Source organism: Campylobacter sp. FU_497 (assembly GCF_025772425.1).
GTDB classification, from domain to species: Bacteria; Campylobacterota; Campylobacteria; order Campylobacterales; family Campylobacteraceae; genus Campylobacter_D; species Campylobacter_D lari_C.
This window is the reverse complement of the sequence record NZ_JAKMSC010000001.1, coordinates 236329-255164: the sequence shown is the minus strand read 5'-3', so window position 1 is coordinate 255164 and position 18836 is coordinate 236329. Positions and strand designations below refer to the sequence as shown.

22 protein-coding genes are annotated in these 18836 nt (G+C 29.9%); 14 read left to right on the top strand and 8 right to left on the bottom strand.

Translation table 11 applies throughout. From position 1 onward, the window contains the following. Positions 1-206 precede the first annotated feature (206 nt). The 3 genes from L8W68_RS01400 to L8W68_RS01390 all read right to left on the bottom strand — a co-directional run bounded on the left by L8W68_RS01400 (position 207) and on the right by L8W68_RS01390 (position 1667). On the bottom strand, positions 207-428 hold the full coding sequence (locus L8W68_RS01400) for a ribbon-helix-helix protein, CopG family (RefSeq protein ID WP_047208463.1): 222 nt from the start codon (positions 426-428) through the stop codon (positions 207-209). A gap of 10 nt (positions 429-438) precedes the next feature. Next, positions 439-1002: a bacteriohemerythrin gene (locus L8W68_RS01395; protein ID WP_214125386.1), complete on the bottom strand. Its 564-nt coding sequence runs from the start codon at positions 1000-1002 to the stop codon at positions 439-441. A gap of 77 nt (positions 1003-1079) precedes the next feature. After that, on the bottom strand, positions 1080-1667 hold the full coding sequence (locus tag L8W68_RS01390; protein WP_263674725.1) for a bacteriohemerythrin: 588 nt from the start codon (positions 1665-1667) through the stop codon (positions 1080-1082). Between the two features lie 132 nt (positions 1668-1799). Between L8W68_RS01390 and L8W68_RS01385 the strand changes: the two genes are divergently transcribed. Further along, positions 1800-2465 carry a response regulator transcription factor gene (locus L8W68_RS01385; RefSeq protein WP_214118110.1) on the top strand — a complete coding sequence of 222 codons (666 nt, stop codon included), beginning with the start codon at positions 1800-1802 and terminating at the stop codon, positions 2463-2465. Further along, positions 2428-3681 carry a sensor histidine kinase gene (locus L8W68_RS01380; RefSeq protein ID WP_263674723.1) on the top strand — a complete coding sequence of 418 codons (1254 nt, stop codon included), beginning with the start codon at positions 2428-2430 and terminating at the stop codon, positions 3679-3681. Before L8W68_RS01385 ends, L8W68_RS01380 begins: the two co-directional genes overlap by 38 nt. 2 nt (positions 3682-3683) lie before the next feature. Here L8W68_RS01380 and L8W68_RS01375 read toward each other — a convergent pair whose 3' ends face one another. The 3 genes from L8W68_RS01375 to ribE are packed head-to-tail and all read right to left on the bottom strand — an operon-like array spanning position 3684 to position 5132. Then, on the bottom strand, positions 3684-3890 hold the full coding sequence (locus L8W68_RS01375) for a hypothetical protein (RefSeq protein ID WP_149062476.1): 207 nt from the start codon (positions 3888-3890) through the stop codon (positions 3684-3686). Position 3891: 1 nt separating this feature from the next. Continuing rightward, complete coding sequence (gene pgeF, locus L8W68_RS01370; RefSeq protein WP_263674722.1) at positions 3892-4560, bottom strand: peptidoglycan editing factor PgeF; 669 nt, start codon at positions 4558-4560, stop codon at positions 3892-3894. Further along, entirely contained in the window at positions 4524-5132 is a 609-nt protein-coding gene (ribE, locus tag L8W68_RS01365; RefSeq protein ID WP_263674721.1) for a riboflavin synthase, read from the bottom strand. Before ribE ends, pgeF begins: the two co-directional genes overlap by 37 nt. 122 nt (positions 5133-5254) lie before the next feature. Between ribE and mnmG the strand changes: the two genes are divergently transcribed. The 12 genes from mnmG to argS all read left to right on the top strand — a co-directional run bounded on the left by mnmG (position 5255) and on the right by argS (position 17498). Beyond that, entirely contained in the window at positions 5255-7105 is a 1851-nt protein-coding gene (gene mnmG / locus L8W68_RS01360) for a tRNA uridine-5-carboxymethylaminomethyl(34) synthesis enzyme MnmG (RefSeq protein ID WP_263674720.1), read from the top strand. A gap of 162 nt (positions 7106-7267) precedes the next feature. After that, positions 7268-7771, top strand: a complete 504-nt coding sequence (locus tag L8W68_RS01355; RefSeq protein WP_039618773.1) for a ubiquinol cytochrome c oxidoreductase, 2Fe-2S subunit — start codon at positions 7268-7270, stop codon at positions 7769-7771. Between the two features lies 1 nt (position 7772). Then, positions 7773-9017, top strand: coding sequence for a ubiquinol cytochrome c oxidoreductase, cytochrome b subunit (locus L8W68_RS01350; RefSeq protein ID WP_039618771.1), 1245 nt, complete (start codon positions 7773-7775; stop codon positions 9015-9017). A 2-nt stretch (positions 9018-9019) separates the two neighbouring features. After that, on the top strand, positions 9020-10147 hold the full coding sequence (locus tag L8W68_RS01345) for a c-type cytochrome (RefSeq protein ID WP_115645843.1): 1128 nt from the start codon (positions 9020-9022) through the stop codon (positions 10145-10147). Between the two features lie 173 nt (positions 10148-10320). Further along, complete coding sequence (gene rpsB, locus L8W68_RS01340) at positions 10321-11106, top strand: 30S ribosomal protein S2 (RefSeq protein WP_263674719.1); 786 nt, start codon at positions 10321-10323, stop codon at positions 11104-11106. Further along, positions 11106-12182 (top strand): translation elongation factor Ts, encoded by a 1077-nt coding sequence (gene tsf, locus L8W68_RS01335; protein ID WP_039626638.1) that lies wholly within the window; start codon positions 11106-11108, stop codon positions 12180-12182. Before rpsB ends, tsf begins: the two co-directional genes overlap by 1 nt. 2 nt (positions 12183-12184) lie before the next feature. Beyond that, positions 12185-12820, top strand: a complete 636-nt coding sequence (locus L8W68_RS01330) for an ABC transporter ATP-binding protein (protein ID WP_263665102.1) — start codon at positions 12185-12187, stop codon at positions 12818-12820. Next, a complete protein-coding gene (fliR, locus tag L8W68_RS01325) occupies positions 12807-13577 on the top strand; it encodes a flagellar biosynthetic protein FliR (RefSeq protein ID WP_263674718.1) in 771 nt (256 codons plus the stop codon). The genes L8W68_RS01330 and fliR overlap by 14 nt, the downstream gene beginning before the upstream one ends. A 60-nt stretch (positions 13578-13637) precedes the next feature. Next, the gene (locus L8W68_RS01320) at positions 13638-15041 is read left to right on the top strand and encodes a hypothetical protein (protein ID WP_263674717.1); all 1404 of its coding nucleotides are present in this window, start codon (positions 13638-13640) and stop codon (positions 15039-15041) included. Next, positions 15038-15652, top strand: coding sequence for a deoxyguanylate kinase / guanylate kinase (locus tag L8W68_RS01315; RefSeq protein WP_039628617.1), 615 nt, complete (start codon positions 15038-15040; stop codon positions 15650-15652). The genes L8W68_RS01320 and L8W68_RS01315 overlap by 4 nt, the downstream gene beginning before the upstream one ends. Position 15653: 1 nt before the next feature. Next, positions 15654-15893: a twin-arginine translocase TatA/TatE family subunit gene (locus L8W68_RS01310; protein ID WP_039618758.1), complete on the top strand. Its 240-nt coding sequence runs from the start codon at positions 15654-15656 to the stop codon at positions 15891-15893. 9 nt (positions 15894-15902) lie between these two features. Then, positions 15903-17498: an arginine--tRNA ligase gene (gene argS / locus L8W68_RS01305; protein WP_263674716.1), complete on the top strand. Its 1596-nt coding sequence runs from the start codon at positions 15903-15905 to the stop codon at positions 17496-17498. Here argS and L8W68_RS01300 read toward each other — a convergent pair. Then, positions 17495-18013: a threonine/serine exporter family protein gene (locus L8W68_RS01300; RefSeq protein ID WP_039618755.1), complete on the bottom strand. Its 519-nt coding sequence runs from the start codon at positions 18011-18013 to the stop codon at positions 17495-17497. The two genes, argS and L8W68_RS01300, sit on opposite strands and share 4 nt — an antisense overlap. Beyond that, the gene (locus L8W68_RS01295; RefSeq protein WP_263674715.1) at positions 18010-18786 is read right to left on the bottom strand and encodes a threonine/serine exporter family protein; all 777 of its coding nucleotides are present in this window, start codon (positions 18784-18786) and stop codon (positions 18010-18012) included. Before L8W68_RS01295 ends, L8W68_RS01300 begins: the two co-directional genes overlap by 4 nt. Between the last annotated feature and the right edge of the window lie 50 nt (positions 18787-18836).

The following is an 18836-nucleotide window of genomic DNA, read 5'->3' as shown; positions in this document are numbered from 1 at the left end:
TTGTATTATAGCATAGTTTTATATAAGAATTCTTAAAGTAAATAAAAACGATAAAAATATATTAAAGGGTTGTATTTATAGATTGAATTATCTTTAAAGATCTAGTTTGAAACTAGATCTTTAAAAACTAAGGAGTTATCTATGAATGTTTGCTTTTACAAATGTAATTATGCTCTTTGATAGTTAATGTATGGAAACTGAGGGAGTTAGCATTTTAATTTTTTGATAATACTATCTAGTTTTTCACTATCTCCATCTTTTAGATCTTCTAAAGCTTCTATAGCTGGAGCAAAATCTTCCATTTCATCAAGATAATTTTCTAAAGCATTGCGTAAAATTTCAGCTTTTTTCTTTTTAGAAAATTTTGCAGTTTGACTTAAGCGTTCGTAAAGTTCTTCTGAAAGGGTTAAGGTGTATCTTTTATTCATTGTGTAGCCTTTATTTTAGTCTTATTGCTTCTTGGCAAGTTTTGCATTTATAACTTGCATTAGTTTTTTGAATTTTTTGATGAATTTCGCAAGGCACTTTATGGATTTTATCAGCACATGAGCAAATGTACTCATAAAATTCTTGCAAATCTTCTGAAGTTGTTTCATTGTCTTTTTTGTTTAATTGTGCTTGATGCCATTTTTCTATTTTCATATCTTCTCTTAAGATATGCTCTAATAGCCATTTTGATGCGATGATATTGAGCTTTTCTTTTAAATCATTAGTGCTTTTTATATTTTGAATTAAATCTATCATAGATTGAATAATGCTTTTGTGAATTTTTTGATGATTAGCAAGTTCAGGATAGCCTATTTTTGCCATATATTTTTCTTCTTCAGCGAAATGTTCTTTCATATAGTTAAAAAAATCTGCAAGTAAAAATTTGATTTGTCCTTTATGAATGGGTTTATCTGAAATCATCTCAACATTAGCAGCGAGTTCAAAAAGTTTTTTGTGCTGTTTGTCGATTTCATCATTGTGAATACTGTATTTATCACACCATTTTGGTAGCATGTTAACTCCTTGTTTATATTTGGCAGAGTTTTGCAGGCATTATAATTTACAATATTTTAAACTATGATTAATTTTTGTTAAATTTCAGTTTTTTCTTTGCATAAAATTAAATTAGCAGAGCATTCTTTGCATTTAAATTGTACTTTAGAATATTGCATTTTTAAATGAATATCATAAGGGACTTTGTGAGTTTTTCCTTCACATTGACATTGATATAAAAATTTTTTTGGTTTTGGTTTTTCTTCTTCGAAAGTGTCTGAAGAATTTTTTACTTGTGTGCTTTGTCTCCAGTGTTCTATCATCATATCATGCTGAATGATGTGTTCTATAAGCCACGAATTAACCACTATATATAATTTTTCTTTTAAATCATTAGTGCTTTTTATGCTTTGTATGAGTTTTATCATTGAGCTGGTGATTTGTTTATGCATAAGTTTGTGTTGGTTTAAATAAGGATAATTAATCTCAACCATATAGTTTTCTTCATCTTGAAAATGAATTTTAATATAATTAAAAAATTCAGCAATGAGTTTTTTAAGTTCTACTTGATAGATTGGTCTATCAGAAATTTCTTCAACTCTAGCAGCAAGTTCGAAGAGTTTTTGGTGCTGGGCATCGATTTTTACATTATTGATACTATATTTTTGATCCCATTCAGGTAGCATAACAAATCCTAAGTACAAATTATAAAACGGTTAATATTTTATAAATATTTGGCTTTAACTCCGCTAAATTCACACTTAATTTACACAAAAAAAATATAATGTTTTAAGTAAAATATAATAAAAAGGTTAAAAATGGCCACACAAATTCTTTTGCTAGAAGATGATATTAATTTAGGGGAAATTGTTAGTGAATTTTTAGAAGAAGAAGGTTTTATAGTTACTTTAGTGGATAATGCTCAAGATGCACAAGATAAAGCTTATGAGAAAAATTTTGATTTATGGATTTTAGATGTAAAAGTTCCACAAGGTGATGGTTTTAGTGTGCTTAAAAATTTAAGAGAAGCTGGTAAATACACACCAGCTATTTTTATGACTTCATTAAATACTACTATGGATTTACAAAAGGGATTTGAAAGCGGTTGTGATGATTATATTAAAAAGCCTTTTGAATTGCAGGAGTTAAAAATAAGAATTAATGCTATTTTAAAGCGTTCTTTTGCTCATAAAAATGAAGATTATGAAGACTTAGGAAATGGTTTTAAATTTGCTTTTGTTTCGCAAACTTTATACCAAGATGACAAGCCTTTAACCCTGCCTTTAAAAGAGTTAAAGCTTTTATCTTTACTTTTAAAAAACAAAGGTAAATTTATAGATACTGCTTGTATTTTTGAAGAAATTTGGGAGTATGATCAAGAGCCAAGCGAACTTAGTTTAAGGGCTTATGTAAAAAATTTACGAAAAATTTTAGGCAAGGATAGCATTGTTAATCAAAGGGGAAGAGGGTATTGCTATGTATGAAGCCAAGCGTGTTGCATGGCAGATTCTTTCTTTATATTTGGTAAGTATAGGAAGTGTTCTTATAGTACTTTTTAGTGTATGGTATGCAAAGTTAATAGAAGAATTAGTAACTGAGCATAGTATAAAATTAAGACAAGAACACCGTTTTGTAATTTTACAAATGGAAAAATTACGTTTTGAGCCTATAGAAAAAGGTGCTAGAAAAATTGCTCAAATTTCTAATATAAAATTTGCAATATTTGATAGAACAAAAGTTTATTTTTCTAACCTAGATTTGCCTGCTCAAACAACTTTTTTTAAACTTAATAATGCAAATATTTATAATAATGATACTTTAATTTATATAGCTGATGTGAATTTAAATAATTTATTGCTTGCAAATGCGCAAAGTCAAAATGCTTTAGAAGTTTTAGGTGATGTTAATCGTTTGAGGGTTTTAGTACAAGGTGATGATGTTTCTAAAGAGCTTGGATTTATAAGGTTTAAAGTAGCTTTGGCTATGGTTTTTTCTTTGATTTTTGTAAGTATAATGGGGTATTTAATCCTTAAATTTGCGCTCAAGCCTTTAGAAATGAGGATAAGATTTTTAAATAATTTTATAAAAGATACTACTCATGAGATTAATACGCCAATTAGTGCGATATTAATGAGTGTAGAGAGTTTGGAAAGAAAAAAGAATTTTGAAGAAATTAAGGCTTTAAAGCGTGTAAAAATAGCGGCTTTAACTTTGAGTCATTTGTATTCAGATTTAACTTTTTTAAATTTTTCTCAAGCTTATGAAGCTAAAAAAGATTGGATATTTTTAAAAGATTTGATTAAAGAAAGAATGGAGTATTTCAAGATATTTTTGGAGCAAAAAAATATCGACTTAGAGCTTAGCTTGGAAAATGATGGAAAAATTTATGCTAATAAAGAGCAATTTTTTAAAATGTTTGATAATCTTGTTAATAACGCTATAAAATATAATATAAAAAATGGTCATATTAAAATAGCACTTTTAGAGCAAAAGCTTATAATAGCAGATAGTGGCTGTGGTATAGCAAAAGAAAATTTGGCTAATATTTTTGAACGTTATTCAAGATTTAATGAAAATCAAGGTGGTTTTGGTATAGGGCTTTCTTTGGTAGATAAAATTTGTAAAGAGCATAATATAAAAATAAAAGTAGAAAGTGAGCTAAATAAAGGAACAAAATTTATTTTAACTTGGAAAAATTAAAATTATTTATTACTCATTTTAGCTTTTTCTTTGGCATTTATAAGCGTTGTGATAAATTCATTTAAATTTTTTGTATCGTTTTGATTTAGAGTTTGTGAGGTGTGATTTAGCATTTGAGTGATTAAAACTTCGTTGCTTAAGTCATTATCACCAAATTCTCTAGCCTTTTGTAAAATTTTCAAAGCAAGTAAATTTTTTACTTCATACATTTTAATCCTTTAAATAAATCACGCTAGCAATGCGCTTTGGAGTTTGGTTTTTTCTATAAGAAAAAAATCTCTCATCATCAAAAGTGCAAAGATTGATATCAAAAATATCATTAATACCTAATTCTTTTGCTTGAAATTTAACTAATGCTTTTAAATCAAGCTTATTTTTATGTAAAAAAGGTGCAAAATTTTCTTTGCTATAATTTAAAACCTCGCCATTAATTTCATAATTTTTAGCACAAATTCCTGCTGAAATGATGAGTTGTAAATTCTTGGTTTGGGTATTAAAGCTTTTTTGCATTTTCAAAACAGCTTCTTTTAAGACGTTTTCAAAACAACCTTTTCTACCTGAATGTAAAGCTGCTATGGCTTTATTTTCATCATCATATAAAAGCAAAGGCAAGCAATCAGCACTTAAAATACACAAAGCTATATTTTTTTCATTGCTAATCATCCCATCAGCGTTAAAATGAAAATCTTTATTATAATGAGTGATGATATTAGAATGAATTTGATTTAAAAATACACACTTTTTTATAGAATTTTCCCAAGGAAAAATATTATCATGAATTTTTGCTCTAAAAATATTATAATCTTGATCAAAGGCTACAAAAGCTTTTGTAAAATCATTTTCTAATAAAGCGATGTAATCTTGTCTATTTGTTGCCATGAGATTTCTTTTTTATAATTTAATTGTCTATGTATATATCTTGCCAAAAGATCGCTTTCTATATTAACGCGTCTTCCTATGGTGTAATCTTTAAACAAGGTTTCATTAAAGGTTATAGGAATGATAGTTAAACGAATACCATCTTTTAAAACTTCATTGATAGTCAAGCTCACTCCATCTATGGCTACACTTGCTTTATTTGCCATATAAATTTGTATATCATCAGGACATTTAATATAAAAATCAACCCCGTTTTCTTTTTTAGAAATATTAGTAATTTCACCTATACCATCAATATGTCCTTGCATTAAATGTCCATCTATTCTATCGCCATAAGCTAGTGCAGGTTCAATATGCACACAATCTTTTAAATTTTCAATAGCTATGTGAGTTCTTGTTTCATAAGAAAGTTCAAGATTAAAGCCATCATCAAAAAGTTTTGTTACGCTCAAACACGCACCATTAACTGCTATACTATCGCCTAGTTTTGGTTTGTAGTTTGCTTTTAATCTTAAAGTGTTGTTTTGATATGATTTGACAAAGGCTAATTCGCGGATTAATCCATTAAACATTCAATACCTTTAATTTTTATGAGATTTTATCTAAAACTTTTAAATTTCAAAAAGTATTTTTAGTGTTTTATTTTAAAAAATATTATATAATTTTTGCCTTTTTATAAAAATGAGGTCAAAATATGTATGATATAATCGTAATAGGTGGCGGGCATGCTGGAGTTGAAGCTAGTGCCGGGGCTGCTAGAATGGGTAAAAAAACTTTACTTTTAACTACTTTAATCGAGCAAATTGGTGCTGCAAGTTGTAATCCTGCTATAGGTGGTTTAGCAAAAGGACATTTGGTAAAAGAGCTTGATGCTATGGGTGGACTTATGGGGCAAATTACTGATGAGGCTGGAATTCAATTTAGAATTTTAAATGAAAGCAAAGGTGTTGCAGTGCGCGGAAGTAGAGCGCAAATTGATATGGATGCTTATAGAATTTGTGCTAGAAATAAGCTTTTAAAACTTGAAAATTTAGAAATTTCTCAAGAGCAAGCTTTGTCTTTACTTATAGAAAATGATGAAGTTAAGGGTGTTAAAACTAATTTAGAAAATACATATTTTGCCAAAAAAATCATACTTACAACAGGAACTTTTTTAAACGGACTTATCCATATAGGTGAAACCAAGCTTCAAGCAGGTAGGGTAGGTGAGCTTGCGTCTGTAAATTTGGGAGATTACTTAAAACAAAGTGGTTTAAAAGTAGGAAGATTAAAAACAGGAACTTGCCCAAGGGTTGATGCTAAAAGTATTGATTTTAGCGTTTTAGAAATTCAACCTGGAGATGAAAACCCTAAAGCTTTTAGTTTTAAAACAAAAAATTTTAAACCTAATCAACTTCCATGTTATATAGCAAGAACAAATTTAAAAACACACGAGATTATAAAAAGTAACTTTTACCGTGCTCCGCTTTTTACAGGACAAATTGAAGGTATAGGACCAAGATATTGTCCTTCTATAGAAGATAAAATTAATCGTTTTGGTGATAAAGAAAGTCATCATTTATTTATAGAGCCACAAACTAAAGATGCGACAGAGTATTATATTAACGGTTTTTCTACTTCTTTACCTTATGAAGTGCAAATTGCGATGTTAAGAAGTATAAAAGGTTTTGAAAATGCTAAAATCACGCGTTTTGGTTATGCTATAGAGTATGATTATATTGATCCGACAGAATTAAAACATACTTTAGAAACCAAAAAGATTAAAAATTTATATTGCGCTGGGCAAATTAATGGAACTACTGGTTATGAGGAAGCTGCTGCGCAAGGTTTTATGGCAGGAGTAAATGCGGTTTTAGCAATTGATGAAAAAGAACCTTTTGTGCTAAGGCGTGATGAAGCTTATATAGGGGTGTTGATTGATGATTTAGTGATGAAAGGCACCAAAGAGCCTTATAGAATGTTTACTTCAAGAGCTGAGTATAGACTGCTCTTAAGAGAAGAAAATGCTATTTTAAGACTTGGAGAATATGGATATAATTTTAAACTTTTAAGTCAAGAAGATTATGCATATATTGATAATATAAAACAAAATGTTAGCAAAGGACTTGAGTTTTTACTTCAAACTACATGGACACCAAGTAAGCAAAATAATGAATTTTTACAAAGTATTGAAGAAGAAAAAATAACTTCAATAGTGAGCTTGCAAAAAATTGTTGCAAGAGCTAGTTTTAATATAGAAAAATTAAAAGCTTTAGATGAAATGTTTAAAAATATGGATGAGTATTCTTTAAATGAAATTTTAAATGAAGCAAAGTATTATCATTATATAGCAATGCAAAAAGCACAAATTGAAAAAATGAAAAATTTAAATGATTTGAAAATTCCTGAAAAATTTGACTTTAAAAGTGTGAGTGGATTGAGTAATGAAGTGGTGGAAAAACTGCAAAAATTTAATCCACCAACTATTTTTGCTGCTTCGCAAATTAGCGGTATTACTCCTGCTGCTTTGGATATTTTACATATTTATATCAAAATGAAAAAATAAACTAATTTATATAGTATCTATTGCCTTAAATAAAATAGATACTATCTTTTTTAAACAAATACTTTTATATCTTAAACAAGGCTTTTTGTATCAAAGAAAAAATTTATCATTTTTTAGATAAACTGCTATGCTTTACATACAAATCAAAACAAAGGAAGTAAAATGGCTACATCTGAAAGTAGACGAAGCTTTATGGGCTTTGCCTTTGGAACAGTAGCTGCTGTGGGTGGTGCTTTTTCATTAGTTGCAATGAAAAAAACATGGGATCCGCTCCCAAGTGTAAAAGCAGCAGGTATTACTACTGTAGATCTTTCTGGTATGAAAGAGGGCGAGCTAAGAACAATTGAATGGCGTAAAAAGCCTATATTTATCTTAAAAAAAGATGCAGATATGGCAAAAGATAGCAATAGAGATGTTGTTGTAGGTGATGTTGCTTATACTGTAGTTATTGGTCTTTGTACGCATTTAGGCTGTATTCCAGCTTATGCTCCAAGTGAAAAATTATTTAAGTGTGCATGCCATGGTGGTGAATTTGACACTAGTGGTAAAAATGTATTTGGTCCTCCTCCAAGACCTTTGGACATTCCTCCTTTTAGAATTGATGGAACAAAATTAGTATTAGGCGAAGAAGGTCCAGAATATAAAAAAATGATCGCGGAGGCTTAATATGGCACAGATAAAAAAAGCAAACGGTATTGTAGATTGGCTTGATCAAAGACTAGCTGTAAATAAGCTTTTTAATGTTTTAATGGCTCAATATTGGATACCAAAACAAATTAACTTCTTATGGGCAATGGGTGTTATTTTAACTACTCTTTTTGCTATTTTATTTATTTCAGGTTTATTTTTAGTAATGTATTATAAGCCAGATGTGGCTTTAGCTTTTGATAGTGTAAATAAAACTATCATGCAAGAAGTAGAGTATGGTTGGCTTTGGCGTCATATGCACGGTGTGGCTGCTTCGGTTGTATTTTTAATCATATATATTCACATGCTAACAGGAATTTATTATGGCTCTTATAAAAAGGGTCGTGAGATGATTTGGATTAGTGGTATGCTTTTATTTGTTGTATTTTCAGCAGAAGCATTTAGTGGGTATATGCTACCTTGGGGACAAATGAGCTTTTGGGCTGCTCAAGTTATTACTCAGCTTTTTGGTGGAATTCCTTTTATAGGTGATGCATTGGTTATTTGGATAAGAGGAGATTTTGCGGTTTCAGATCCAACTTTAACTAGATTTTTTATGTTGCATGTATGTTTATTGCCTATTGTAATTTTGGCAATTATTGCATTCCACTTTTATTCTTTAAGAATTCCTCATGTAAATAATGAAATCTCAGAAGAAATTGATTTTGATTTAGAAGCTGAAAAATATTTAGCAGGCGATACAAAAGGTTCTAAAGTTATTCCTTTTTGGCCAGGATTTTTAGCTAAAGATTTTATGTATATTGCGCTATTTATGATTTTCTTCTTTTACTTGGTATGTTTTAAATTCAATTTTGCAATGGACCCAATCAACTTTGACCCAGCAAATTCTTTAAAAACACCTCCTCATATTTATCCTGAATGGTATTTCTTGTGGAGTTATGAAGTTTTAAGAGGATTTTTCTTTGATGTTGGAAGCATTAAGGCTTTTGATATAGGGCTTGCAGCATTTGGTATAGCACAAATTATTTTCTTCTTATTACCTTGGCTTGATAGAAGTGATGTTGTAAAACCAGCGCACGAAAGACCAATGTTTTTTGTATGGTTTTGGGTATTATTGATAGATTTAATTGTGCTAACAGTTTATGGAAAGCTCCCTCCAACAGGAATTAACGCTTGGATAGGATTTTATGCTTCTATGGTGTTTTTACTATTATTGTTAGTAGTTTTACCAATTATTACTATCATGGAAAGAAAAAGGGGCTAATAATGAGAGAATTAAAAATATTTTTTGTAGTTGTCTTTTTCACAGGTTTAGTTTATTGGGGGGTTGAGCCTTATGCACATTCAGTGATGAATCCTCCTTCAACTCCGGTTAATTTTGACTTTGCAAAAGCTGATGCAGAATTTACCAAAGGCGAAGTTGCTTTAAAAGAAAAAGCAGCAACGGATGCTAACGCTTCAGGAAGTGAAAAAGCTATAGCTAATGCTCAAAAAGCATTAGAGCTTGCTAAAAGCCAAGAAGAAGCTACTAAGCAATTATGGGAAAAAATCGCAAAAATCGATTTTAGCAAAGGTAATGCACAAAAAGGAAAAGAGCTTTTTGAAGGAAATTGTATTGCATGTCATGGTGTAAAAGCTGCTGGAATTCCTGCTACTATCACAGATTCTTCTTTAGGTGTAACACCTCCTGATTTAAGTGATGCGGGTGCTATTTATGATGAGAAATTTTTAACCGCACTTATCATTGATCCGGTTAAAGCTTTGCAAATTTCACATAAATTTAATGATGAAAATCCATTCTTAATGCCTGCTTATCCTTTAAGTGGCGATGAAGCACAAGATAATCAAGATTTAGCAGACTTAATTGCATTCTTTAAAAATACAGCTAGTGAATATGAAAAAGAATTTGATGCAAAATTAAAAGCTGATTTAGAAGAAAAATATGCTAAAAATCAAGAGCTTTCAGAGCAAGCAAAAACGGCTTTAATTGCAAAAGAATTTGATTTTGCTAAAAATAAACATACGTTTGAAAATGCTTGCGGAAGATGTCATGATGTAAAATATGATGGCTTTGTTTCAAGCTCAAATATGAGTGATTTAAAAAATTATCTTGGTATGACGCCTCCAGATTTATCTATGATGATTCGTTCTAAAGGCGCGCATTATCTTGAAATTTTCATTAACGAACCTCAAAAGAAAATTCACGGTACTGCTATGCCAAGAGTTGGTTTAAATGAAAAAGCACAAACTCAAGTTATTAATTATCTTGAAAAAGTTGGTGATAGTAAAAAAGAAGAAAGAGAGCAAACAGGAATTTATATTATGATATTCTTTGCTATCTTAAGTATTTTTGCTATAGGTTGGAAAAGATCAGTTTGGTCTAAATTACACTAATTTACTCAAAGAACGCCTTGTGGCGTTCTTTTTCTTCAATAATAAGCTAAATATAAAATAAAATTTGATATAATATTTTTTCATTTCACACGCATTAATTTCCTTATTAGGTTGCTTATGGGTTAAAGAATGCGGAGGAATAAACCTAATTATTTTATTTCAAGGAGAATTTCATGGTAAGCATGAGAGATTTATTAGAGTGCGGTGTGCACTTTGGACACCAAACAAGAAGATGGAATCCAAAAATGAAAAAATTTATTTTTGGTGAAAGAAAAGGTATTTATGTAATTGATTTACAAAAAACACTTAGATACTTTAGATATACATATAATATCGTTCGTGATGCTGCTGCAGAAGGTAAAACAATTTTATTTGTTGGTACTAAAAAACAAGCAGGTGGAGCGATTAAAGAATATGCTGAAAAATGCGGTATGCCTTATGTAAATCACAGATGGCTTGGTGGTATGATGACTAACTTTGGAACTATCCGCCAATCTATTAGAAAATTAGAAGTTATAGAAAAAATGGAAGAAGATGGAAGTATTAAGCTTTTAACTAAAAAAGAAGCACTAATGCTTACTAGAAAAAAAGAAAAATTACTAGCATATCTTGGTGGTATTAGATATATGAAAACTCAACCTGATATGATTTTTGTTATTGACACTGTTAAAGAAAAAATTGCAGTTCAAGAAGCTAATAGATTAAAAATCCCTGTAGTTGCTCCACTAGATACAAACTGTGATCCTGACTTAGTTGATTTCCCAATTCCAGGGAATGATGATGCAATTCGTTCGGTTCAACTTTTCTGCCAAGAAATGGCTGAAGCAATCAATGAAGGTAAAGCATTAAGAGAGCAAGATGGTGAAGCTAGTGAAGAACAACCTGTTTCTGAAGAAGAAAAAAAAGAAGTTTTAGAAGAAGCTATGAGTGAAGAAGATTTTGAAGGAGATAAAGAATAATGGCTGAAATCACTGCACAAATGGTAAAAGAACTGCGCGAAAGTACTGGCGCAGGTATGATGGATTGTAAAAATGCTTTAAAAGATACAGATGGTGATTTTGAAAAAGCAGTGCAACTTTTAAGAGAAAAAGGACTTGGAAAAGCTGATAAAAAAGCTGATCGTTTAGCCGCTGAAGGTTTAGTAAGCGTAAAAGTAAGTGATGATTTTAAATGTGCAACTGTAAGTGAAATTAACTCAGAAACAGATTTTGTTGCTAAAAATGAACAATTTATTGCTTTAACAAAAGATACAACAGCACATATTCAAGCTAAGAGTCTTCAAAATGTTGAAGAATTACATTCAAGTGAGATTAATGGTGTTAAATTTGAAGAGTACTTAAAAAGCCAAATTGCAACTATTGGTGAAAATTTAGTTGTTAGAAGATTTGCTACTTTAAAAGCAGGTGCTAATGGCATAGTAAATGGCTATATTCATACTAATGGTCGTGTTGGTGTGGTTATTGCTGCAGCTTGTGATAGTGAAGCTACGGCTAGCAAGTGTGGAGAATTTTTAAAGCATATTTGTATGCATATTGCTGCAATGAAACCTAGTTATCTATCTTATGAAGAACTTGATATGGATTTTGTAGAAAATGAATACAAAGCTTTAGTTGCTGAGTTAGAAAAAGAGAATGAAGAAAGAAGAAGATTAAAAGATCCTAATAAACCAGAGCATAAAATTCCAAAATATGCAAGTAGAAAACAATTAACTCAAGAGGTAATTCAAGCAGCTGAAGAAGCTATTAAAGCTGAGCTTCAAGCACAAGGAAAACCAGAAAAAATTTGGCCTAATATTATCCCAGGTAAGTTAAATAGCTTTATTGCGGATAATTCTCAACTTGACAGCAGACTTACTTTAATGGGTCAGTTTTATGTAATGGATGATAAAAAAACTATCGAGCAAGTAATTGCTGATAAAGAAAAAGAGCTAGGTGGAACTATCAAAATAGTTGAATTTATTCGCTTTGAAGTAGGTGAAGGCCTAGAAAAGAAAACTGAAGATTTTGCTGCTGAAGTTGCTGCGCAAATTGGTTAAAAATGGAACTTTTAAAAGCGGAAAATTTAAGCCATAGTTTTGATATTCCGCTTTTTGAAAATTTAAATTTTGCTGTAAATGCAAAAGATAGTATTGCAATATGCGGAAGTAGTGGATGTGGTAAATCCACTCTTTTGCATATTTTATCTACCTTATTAAAACCTCAATCAGGAAAAGTTTTTTATAATAATCAAGATTTATACGGTTTAAATGATGATGCTTTACTAGAAATTCGTAGAAAAGATTTTGGGATTATTTTTCAAATGCATTATTTGTTTAAAGGTTTTTTGGCTTTTGAGAATATAGAGCTTGCGAGTGTTTTAAGCGGACAGAATATTGATTATGAATTATTAAAAAAACTTGATATTGCAGATTTAATGAATCAAAAAATCACAAAGCTAAGCGGTGGACAACAACAAAGAGTAAGCATAGCTAGGGTTTTAAGCAAAAAGCCAAAGATTATTTTTGCTGATGAAGTTACCGGAAATTTAGATTTTAAAAATGCATTAAATGTAATGGATATTTTGATTGATTATATCAAGAAAAATAACGCAGCTTTGATTTTTGTTACGCATGATCAAGAGCTTACTAAAAAATGCGACAAGGTTTTTCACTTAAGTAACTATGGAATTTGTTAGATATTTAGGCGATGAAAATGTAGTTATTTTCATGCTTTTGTTTGCTAGAATGAGTGGGTTAATAGTTTTTTTTCCTTTTTTTTCTCACAATAGTATACCTTTGGTGGTAAAAACAACCTTAGCTTTATTTTTAACAATGTTTTTATATCCTTTAGCAAAGCTTGAGGGTAATACACCTGATTCTTTTTTTATTTTATATCTTTTAAGTGAAGTGCTTTTTGGTATGATGGCAGGGTTGATTTTGCAAATGACTTTTGCTATTTTACAAATGGCAGGTGAGCAGGTTTCTTTTACCATGGGATTTTCTATGGCTAGTGTTATGGATCCTACAACTGGTACAAACACACCTGTAATCTCACAAGTTTTAAATTTATTAGCTTTACTTGTATTTTTAGCCTTTGATGGACATCATTTAGTCTTACTTTTTATATCTAATTCGCTAGAATACATTAGTTTAGGTGGGTTTTATCCACATGAAAATTTAATGCTTTATTTAAATAAAGCCATGGTAAATATTTTTGTACTTGGTTTTTCTATGGCCTTTCCAGTTTTGGCTATATCTTTATTATCAGATGTGATTTTTGGTATGCTTATGAAAACTATGCCTCAGTTTAATCTTTTGGTAGTGGGGTATCCTATTAAGATATTCTTGTCTTTTGCGGTGCTTATTGCTATTTTGCTTATTATGATGCAGTATTTTAAAAATTTAACAATGAAAAGTTTTGAACATATGGAATTATTATTTTTTAATATATAAGCAATAAATAATTAAAAATGTTTTAAAATAAGATATTTCTTTAATTTTGGGAGATGACAGATGAAGGTTTTGCTGATAAATTCTAATACGGCTGTTTCAAAGCTAATCAGTTTAGGGGTTCAAAAATTAGGTTATGATTTTGAAGAAATTACAAATACTGAGGAGCTTGGAGAATTTTATGATGTTATTATCATAGATCATGATATTGAAGCTAATTTAGATGATTTAAAAAGCAAATGTAATAGGTTGATTTGTTTATTACCTAGAAATCAAGAGCAAGTAGAAGGCGTAGAATGTTTATATAAACCTTTTTTACCAACTGACTTTATAGAGCTTTTAGGTGGTGAAAAAACTTTAGAAGAAGATAAAAATAATACTTTAGAAGAAGATGAATTAAATTTTGACGATGATGTTTTAATTGATAAAGATACACCTTTAGATGGAAATGAACTTTTAGCCGGTATTGACTTGTCTGAGCATGAAGAGAGTTTAAGTGAAGATGATTTAAGTTTGCAAGAAGAATTTTTTGAAGAGAATTTAGATGATGAATTAAAAGCTGACAATATGCCTGAAACAACAGATGTATTAGTAGATGAAAAAAAAGATGAAGATGAGTTGACATTGCTAGATGATTTACATGAAGAAAATATAGAAGAAAATATAGAAGAAAATATAGAAGAAAATATAGAAGAAAATATAGAAGAAAATATAGAAGAAAATATAGAAGAAAATATAGAAGAAAATATAGAAGAAAATATAGAAGAAAATCCTGCCGAAATGGATTCTTTTGATGAATTGCCTATGGTTGAAGAAATGGGCGAAAAAGAGATGAGTTTTGATGATTTGCCTGAGGATGCTCAATTTATAGGGGAAATAAAAGAAGATAATGGTGTTGTAGAAGAAAATGAACCTTTAGTAGAAGAACTTTTAGAAGATGAGGCTATGGATTTTGAGCCTGAAGAAGAATTAAGCACTCAAGATAAAATAAAAGAAGAATTAGCTGCTATTGATGAACTTGATGAAGAATTAAACGATCTTGACGAGGAAACAATGCAAGATTTTGATACTCAAGAAGCAAGTAATAATGAAAATGTGCAGGTTTTAGATTTAGAGGAAAATATAGAGGAAAATATAGAGGAAAATATAGAGGAAAATATAGAGGAAAATATGGGCGCAATTTTAGATGATACACAAGATGAGTTTGCAAATTTAAATGAAAATGATATTATGTTAGCTTTAGGTGAAGAGCTTACTCCAGCTATTATAGAAAAGAAAGAAGAAGGCAAGGTAAATACTAAAGAAAAAGCAGAAGATTTACAAGAAGATGAAATGGTAAATGAGCTTAGTAAAAGTATAGCTCAAACTATTACTTCGAGTATTACTGATGATACTTTAAAAGCAGCCTTAAAAGGTATGAAAATGAATATAAGCATTAATATAAGCTTTGATGAGGATAAACATTGAGTGGTCAAATTTTAATCATCTCAGGGCCAAGTGGAGCAGGTAAGAGTACCTTGCTTCAAAGGCTTTTTAAAGAAAAAGATAATATTTATTTTTCTATTTCTAGTACAACAAGAGCTCCTAGAGAAAATGAAAAAAATGGAGTAGATTATTTTTTTATTAGCGAAGAAGAATTTAAACAAGGCATAGAAAAAGGTGATTTTTTAGAATGGGCTTTGGTGCATAAAAATTATTATGGCACTTCGTTAATCCCTGTAAAAAAAGCATTGCAAGAGGGTAAAAGTGTCGTTTTTGATATTGATGTGCAAGGTTTTTGTATAGCTAAAGAAAAAATGCCCGAATATATTACTTCTGTCTTTATTACAACCAAAAATAAAAAAGAACTTGAAAAAAGATTGCTTAAGCGAAATACTGATAAAATAGAAGATATTAGCAAAAGATTAGAAAATGCTAGTGATGAAATGGCTTATTTGGATCGATATGATTTTTTAATCATAAATGATGATCTTGAAAAAAGCTATAGGGAGTTAGAAGCAGTTTTTGAAGCTTCAAAATTAAAAAGCACAAAACATGATTTAAAACAAATTCAAATTCAATGGAATAAAGGAGAATAAAATGCATATGCCAAGCGGAACTCAATGGTTGATTATATTACTTATTGTGGTGTTACTTTTTGGTGCAAAAAAAATTCCAGAGCTTGCTAAAGGCTTAGGAAAAGGTATTAAAACTTTTAAAGATGAAATGAACACAGAAGATGATAAAAAAATCGTTCAAGAAGATGCACAAAAAATTGAAAAAATCAATGAAAAAGATGTGCTTGTAAAAGAAAATAACGAAGAAGTAAAAAAAGCTTAAGGTAAAACATTGAAAACTTTAGTTTATAAAGAAATTAAAGAAAAACTAGGAAGAGATTTTATCTTAGAAAATCCTAAGAATAAAAATCTAGCCCACTTTGCTACACCTTTGGCTTTTTCTTTGGCTAAAGAATTAAAGCAAAACCCTATGATAATTGCCAATGATATTGTTGTTAAGTTAAAAGATTGTGATTGTTTTGAAAGTGTAGAGGCTTTAAATGGTTATGTAAATTTTAAGCTTTCAAGAGCTTTTTTAAATTCTTTAGCTACACAAGCTTTGAGTGATAGTGAGAATTTTGCAAAAGATGATAAAAAAGAGCAGAGTTTTTTACTAGAGTATGTTAGTGCTAATCCAACAGGACCTTTGCATATAGGACATGCTAGAGGTGCTATTTTTGGTGATACTTTAACTAGAGTTGCTAGACATTTAGGATATAAATTTGATACAGAGTATTATGTCAATGATGCGGGTAATCAAATTTATCTTTTAGGTCTTTCTATATTACTTGCAGTAAAAGAGCATTGCTTAAAAGAGCAAGTTCAATATCCTGATGAGTATTATAAAGGTGAATATATCGTAGATGTAGCAAAAGAGGCTTTTGCTGAATTTGAAAAAGATTTCTTTGTAGAAGAAAACATTCCGCAATTAGCACTTTGGGCTAAAGATAAAATGCTTAAAATTATTAAGCAAAATTTGGCCGATGCTAAGATATTTATTGATACTTATGTGAGTGAAACAAGTTATTATAATGAATTAGAAAATACTTTAAAAGCCTTAAAAGAGCATGGCGGAACTTATGAGCAAGATGGTAAAATATGGCTTGCATCAAGTGCTAAAGGCGATGAGAAAGATCGTGTGATTATTAAAGATGATGGAAAAGGAACTTATTTAGCTGCTGATATAGTTTATCATAAAGATAAAATGAGCCGTGGTTATGATAAGTGTATTAATATATGGGGAGCTGATCATCATGGTTATATAGCTAGAATGAAGGCTGCTATGGAATTTTTAGGTCATGATAGTCAAAATCTTGAAATTATTTTAGCGCAAATGGTTTCACTCTTAAAAAATGGCGAACCTTATAAAATGAGTAAAAGAGCAGGAAATTTCATTTTAATGGGTGATGTTTTAGAAGAGCTTGGTAGTGATGTGTTAAGATATATTTTTATTAGTAAAAAATGTGATACACATTTAGAGTTTGATGTAGATGAGTTTAAAAAAGAAGATAGTTCTAACCCTGTGTATTATATTAATTATGCTCATGCGAGAATTCATCAAGTATTTGCTAAAGCGGGTAAAAGTGTAAATGATGTTATGCATGCTAAATTTGAGAGTTTAAATGAAGATGGTATGAATCTTTTATTTGAAAGTTTAAATTTAAAAGCAGTGCTTAATGATGCGTTTGAGTCAAGAGCCTTGCAAAAAATTCCTGATTATTTAAAAAATTTAGCTTCTTTATTTCATAAATTTTATAATGAAAACAAAGTTGTTGGCTCAGATAATGAGGATGAGCTTTTAAAACTTTTTGCCGTATGTGCTTTAAGTATTAAAACAGCTTTTACGCTTATGGGAATAGAAGCAAAAAATAAAATGAATCACGATTAATTTTGATCGTGATTTTTACTTTTTTTAATACTTCTTGTCATCATAAAGCTTTGCTCAAAAAATAAAAGCAAGGTTACGCTTACTCCTACTGCTAGAGCTAGTGTTACCGAAAGTGTTGTAAAGAAATGATCGAAAAATTGAATCAAGAAATTAGTTTTTTCGCTAATATCCTCTGAGCGTATAAAAGAAATCAAATACAATATGGCTTTATATGCATAAATTCCAGGTATCATAGGAATGAGAGCAGGAAAAGCTATGATTTCAGCAGGTGTTTTAAAAATCTTAGCTAAAAACAAACCAAGACAGCCTATACTAAAAGAAGCTATAAAGGTTGCAATAGCCAAGGTTTGAAAGCCAAAATACCCCATCAAAGTAAAGCGCATACCATGAGCTATAGCGGCTAATATGGCTGAAAGTATGAGTGTTTTAAAGGGTGGATTACACACATAAGCAAAGCCAAATCCTGTTAAAGCTGCAAAAAACATATCCCAAAGTATAGAAGAATAATCAATCATCTTAAAATCCCAAAATCACTAATACTAAGAGTAGTATAAATTCCAATGGCAATACAACATACTAATATCGCCACACTAATAATACGACTAAGTCCCATAAGTATATGATCTTTTAAAATGTCTATAACGGAGTTTATAAAATAAACCCCAGGAATTAAATACAATATACTAGAACCCAAAGCAACATTAGCTTCTTGCACGAGTTTTAAATCCACTCCAAAAAATACAATAAAAGAGGATAAAAAAGAACAAATAATGTATTGAATTCTTAAATCAATTTTTATTCTAGTGAGTAAAACCCTTAAGCTAAAACCTACTAAAGTAGCTAAAAATACAAATAAACAGCCGTAAAAATCTCCCCCAAATAATTTGCAAAATGCTGAGTTTGCCACTGAAACTAAAAATAAATGCGCTAAAAAAGGATTTCTTTTGCTTTGTTTGAGTTTTAAAAGAGAAAATTTAGCTTCTTCTAGGTTGTATTTATGATCATGAATTTGCCAGCTTAATGCGCTAAGTGCTAATATAAGTTTAAAATTAATGTGATTGTGTTTATTGGGTATGATATAGGTTCTTTGTATGGAATTATCATCTTTATCAAAAATATTTAGTGTGGTATGATGAAAGAAAAAATTCATGTTAATCTCATAACCATATGCATTAGCTATCCTTCCAACGCACCTTGCCACTCTTGCTGTGTAAGTTCCAGCGCTTAAAAAAACACTAATGTATTCGATTAAAAAATCCGTTAAATTTTGAATTGATGGTTTTTGCATAATATTTTTCTTTGAAATAGTTTTTATAAGATTTTATCAAAAATCAAATA

What these genes read in the sequence shown, in the direction of transcription:
- fliR (WP_263674718.1), top strand. Translation starts at nt 12,807, where the DNA reads ATGGAATTTGTTAGATATTTAGGCGATGAAAATGTAGTTATTTTCATG.
- L8W68_RS01385 (WP_214118110.1), top strand. Translation starts at nt 1,800, where the DNA reads ATGGCCACACAAATTCTTTTGCTAGAAGATGATATTAATTTAGGGGAA.
- L8W68_RS01355 (WP_039618773.1), top strand. Translation starts at nt 7,268, where the DNA reads ATGGCTACATCTGAAAGTAGACGAAGCTTTATGGGCTTTGCCTTTGGA.
- mnmG (WP_263674720.1), top strand. Translation starts at nt 5,255, where the DNA reads ATGTATGATATAATCGTAATAGGTGGCGGGCATGCTGGAGTTGAAGCT.
- L8W68_RS01350 (WP_039618771.1), top strand. Translation starts at nt 7,773, where the DNA reads ATGGCACAGATAAAAAAAGCAAACGGTATTGTAGATTGGCTTGATCAA.
- L8W68_RS01345 (WP_115645843.1), top strand. Translation starts at nt 9,020, where the DNA reads ATGAGAGAATTAAAAATATTTTTTGTAGTTGTCTTTTTCACAGGTTTA.
- L8W68_RS01375 (WP_149062476.1), bottom strand. Translation starts at nt 3,890, where the DNA reads ATGTATGAAGTAAAAAATTTACTTGCTTTGAAAATTTTACAAAAGGCT.
- L8W68_RS01395 (WP_214125386.1), bottom strand. Translation starts at nt 1,002, where the DNA reads ATGCTACCAAAATGGTGTGATAAATACAGTATTCACAATGATGAAATC.
- L8W68_RS01320 (WP_263674717.1), top strand. Translation starts at nt 13,638, where the DNA reads ATGAAGGTTTTGCTGATAAATTCTAATACGGCTGTTTCAAAGCTAATC.
- ribE (WP_263674721.1), bottom strand. Translation starts at nt 5,132, where the DNA reads ATGTTTAATGGATTAATCCGCGAATTAGCCTTTGTCAAATCATATCAA.
- tsf (WP_039626638.1), top strand. Translation starts at nt 11,106, where the DNA reads ATGGCTGAAATCACTGCACAAATGGTAAAAGAACTGCGCGAAAGTACT.
- L8W68_RS01390 (WP_263674725.1), bottom strand. Translation starts at nt 1,667, where the DNA reads ATGCTACCTGAATGGGATCAAAAATATAGTATCAATAATGTAAAAATC.
- L8W68_RS01400 (WP_047208463.1), bottom strand. Translation starts at nt 428, where the DNA reads ATGAATAAAAGATACACCTTAACCCTTTCAGAAGAACTTTACGAACGC.
- L8W68_RS01330 (WP_263665102.1), top strand. Translation starts at nt 12,185, where the DNA reads ATGGAACTTTTAAAAGCGGAAAATTTAAGCCATAGTTTTGATATTCCG.
- L8W68_RS01310 (WP_039618758.1), top strand. Translation starts at nt 15,654, where the DNA reads ATGCATATGCCAAGCGGAACTCAATGGTTGATTATATTACTTATTGTG.
- L8W68_RS01300 (WP_039618755.1), bottom strand. Translation starts at nt 18,013, where the DNA reads ATGATTGATTATTCTTCTATACTTTGGGATATGTTTTTTGCAGCTTTA.
- rpsB (WP_263674719.1), top strand. Translation starts at nt 10,321, where the DNA reads ATGGTAAGCATGAGAGATTTATTAGAGTGCGGTGTGCACTTTGGACAC.
- pgeF (WP_263674722.1), bottom strand. Translation starts at nt 4,560, where the DNA reads ATGGCAACAAATAGACAAGATTACATCGCTTTATTAGAAAATGATTTT.
- L8W68_RS01295 (WP_263674715.1), bottom strand. Translation starts at nt 18,786, where the DNA reads ATGCAAAAACCATCAATTCAAAATTTAACGGATTTTTTAATCGAATAC.